The sequence below is a fragment of the Staphylococcus simulans genome (assembly GCF_003043455.1).
Lineage (GTDB): Bacteria > Bacillota > Bacilli > Staphylococcales > Staphylococcaceae > Staphylococcus > Staphylococcus simulans_A.
In genome coordinates this window covers 1-3,227 of sequence record NZ_PZGG01000112.1, presented here as the reverse complement: position 1 = coordinate 3,227, position 3,227 = coordinate 1, and the positions used below count along the sequence as shown (strand labels likewise).

3 protein-coding genes are annotated in these 3,227 nt (G+C 39.1%); all 3 read left to right on the top strand.

The features are described from left to right. Positions 1-104 precede the first annotated feature (104 nt). From BU038_RS12070 to BU038_RS12060, 3 genes are read left to right on the top strand one after another with little or no spacing between them, the layout of a single operon-like run. Positions 105-1,085, top strand: coding sequence for a tripartite tricarboxylate transporter substrate binding protein (locus BU038_RS12070; protein ID WP_002480146.1), 981 nt, complete (start codon positions 105-107; stop codon positions 1,083-1,085). Between the two features lie 11 nt (positions 1,086-1,096). Next, complete coding sequence (locus BU038_RS12065) at positions 1,097-1,540, top strand: tripartite tricarboxylate transporter TctB family protein (protein ID WP_107606221.1); 444 nt, start codon at positions 1,097-1,099, stop codon at positions 1,538-1,540. A 16-nt stretch (positions 1,541-1,556) separates the two neighbouring features. Next, complete coding sequence (locus tag BU038_RS12060; RefSeq protein ID WP_107606220.1) at positions 1,557-3,053, top strand: tripartite tricarboxylate transporter permease; 1,497 nt, start codon at positions 1,557-1,559, stop codon at positions 3,051-3,053. Positions 3,054-3,227 lie beyond the last annotated feature (174 nt).

Sequence of the window (3,227 nt, the reverse complement as noted above, 5' to 3'; positions counted from 1 at the left end):
CTTATATATTTATATAATAATTTCATCTAACCATCATTGTTAAATTTTGAAAATTGTGATAAATTATCGTAAAATTGAATATTTTTAAACAAAGGGGGATTTTTATGCGAAGATTGGGGTACTTCGTGTTAGCTATGACAGTTATTTTAGCGAGCTGCGGTAAATCTGATGATAAGAAGACCGCAAAATCCAACACGTTTCCTGATGAAACTGTTGAGATTATAGCACCCGCTTCACCAGGCGGTGGCTGGGATACCACTGCACGCGCAATTCAGAAAGTGATGTTAGATGAAAAGCTGACGAATCAAAACATTACAGTTGTGAATAAACCTGGAGGCGGCGGTGAAGTCGGTTGGCAATACTTAAAATCACGTTCACCAAACACTATCGCCATTAACTCAAGTCTATTACTGTCTAATAAAGAGTTAGGGTTGAGTGACCTTGGAGATGATGACTTCACTCCTATTGCGATTCTAGCAACAGAATGGATTAGTTTAACCGCATCAAATAAATCTAATCTGAACTCTGGTAAAGAAGTGATGGAAAAGCTCAAGAAAGATCCGAAATCACTGACAATCGGTGTCGCACCTGGTTTAGGAAATAATGACCATCTTGCATTCGTACAAGCAGCGAAACAATACGGTGTAGATGTCGATAAACTCGATTTCTTAGTGTATAAAAGTGGCGGTGACTTACAAACTGCCTTACTTGGCGGCCATGTAGATGTCGCTTCTACAGCAGTATCAGAAGTTAAAGAACAACATCAAGTACATAAATTGAAAATGTTGGCAGTGTCATCCGATGAACGTCTTGAGGGCATTAAAGATGTGCCGACTTGGCAAGAACAAGGTGTCGATATGGTGTTCCCTCATTGGCGCGGGGTTATGGGAACAAAAGATATGACAAAAGAAGAACGTGCTTATTGGGATAAGACAATGCGTAAAGTCGTACATTCTAAACAATGGCAAGAATTACGTAAAAACAATGACTGGGATAACTTCTACAAAGATAGTGCTGAATCTGAAAAATTCTTAAAAGAGCAACGCAAAAAATATGATCAGCTGATTAAGGATGCTGGTTTCTAAGGGGGAATTGTATGGCTCGTTTAATGCCGCCTATTTTACTTACGTTATTAGGCATCATCTATTTAATTTTAACGCTGAATGTGCAACGTTCACGCATTGGGGATCCAAATAGTCCAATGTACTTTCCACTGCTCATTTCAGTGTTATTGATTGTGATGAGTGTGATTTATTTCTTCCAAGAATATAAAAAAAGACATGAACACTTTGAAATTCTAGACTTGTTACTTCAAAAGAAAACCTTAATACGCTTAGGCGCAACAGTAGCAATGATTATTATTTACGCATTGATTTTTGAACGCTTAGGTTTCTTGATTTCAACGATTCTCTTCTTAGGAGGCGTCTTGTTTTTAATCAATGGGGTGAAACACTGGCTTCAAAATATTATTGTAGCGCTCGTATTTTCAGGGATTACATGGTATACCTTCTCTCAATTATTAGATGTGAGTTTACCATAAGACAAGGGGGAGCAATATGGGAGATATCAATACGTTCTTAGAAGGTCTCACAACTGCCTTTCATCCTATGAACTTATTATGGGTGTTAATCGGCGGATTTTTAGGGACAATTGTAGGCATGCTGCCAGGGTTAGGTCCAGCTACCGCAGTCGCAGTGTTAATTCCTGTGACATTCGGTATGGAACCTGTCAGTGCCTTGATTTTAATGATTGCGATTTATTATGGCGCGATGTATGGGGGATCGCGTAGTTCTATTTTACTGAATACACCTGGGGATGGTTCTGCGATTGCGGCTACCTTCGATGGGTATCCTATGACTAAAAATGGAGAAGCGGGCAAAGCTTTAACTATTTCCGCAGTGGCTTCACTCATTGGTGGTATTGTGGCGGTTGTTGGATTTATTGTACTCGCCAAACCGCTATCAGATTTCTCGCTTCAATTCGGACCACGTGAATACTTTGTATTATTCTTATTTACACTATCGACGATTGTGTCATTATCTATCGGTAAAATGGTCAAAGGCTTTATCGCTACTGCGATTGGTCTCATGGTCAGTACAGTCGGCGTCGATTTACAAACGAGTGTTTACCGCTTCACCTTCGACATTCCACATTTAAGTGAAGGAATTAACTTCTTAGTTGTGATTATTGGTGTCTATGCAGTTGCGGAAGTGCTCTATAACTATATGCATCTAGAAGCATTGAAGCCGCCTGATGCAAAATTAGGGTCAATGAAGTTGACGAAGACGGATTGGAAGCGGACATGGTGGACCATGTTGAGACAAAGTCCGATTGGATTCGTCATCGGTGTATTACCAGGTGCAGGTGGTTCTATCGCTTCTATGTTAAGTTACTCTACTGAGCGACAAGTGAACAAGAATGGTAAAGACTTCGGTAAAGGTGCAATTGAAGGGGTTGCGGCACCTGAGGCGTCTAACAACGCTGCTTCAGTCGGTGCACTCATTCCATTACTTACAATGGGTGTGCCTGGTTCAGGGACAACCGCTGTTATTTTAGGTGCAGTTATCATGTTAGGTTTGCAACCTGGTCCCTTACTCTTTGAAAATGAACCAGAAACCATTTGGACATTAATTAACAGTATGTTTATCGGCAACATTTTCTTAGTGATTATCAACATCGCACTCATAGGTGTATTACTTAAGATTTTACGTACACCGCCTAAAGTCCTTTATCCGATTATCTTAGTGTTAGCTTACTTAGGTACATACACTTTAGGTTATAGTGTTGTAGATTTCTATATCTTATTAATCTTTGGTTTATTAGGCTTAGGCTTGAAACTTTTAGACTTCCCGATGGCTCCGCTCATCTTAGCAGCTATTGTCGGATCAGATATGGAACAGAACTTTCGTAAGAGCTTAATCACCAGTAATAATAATGTTTTCGATATTTTCTTCGGGTCACCAATTAGTATCGTGTTGACGGTTATGACCATACTTTCATTAACATATCCATTGATAATGAAGATGGTGAAGAAGCGGAAGAAAGCAGAGTAAATGAAAAGCATCGGCCCAATGTTTGGGTCGATGCTTTTTTATATTAACCTTGATTATTATACATACCTCTTATTTTCACCCGTTTTCCATATAATAATCCAATCATATTTGTAATAACAAATATATTTCCACAATACATTTGTTTTTCACTGTTTCTATTGGTACCCTCAACTT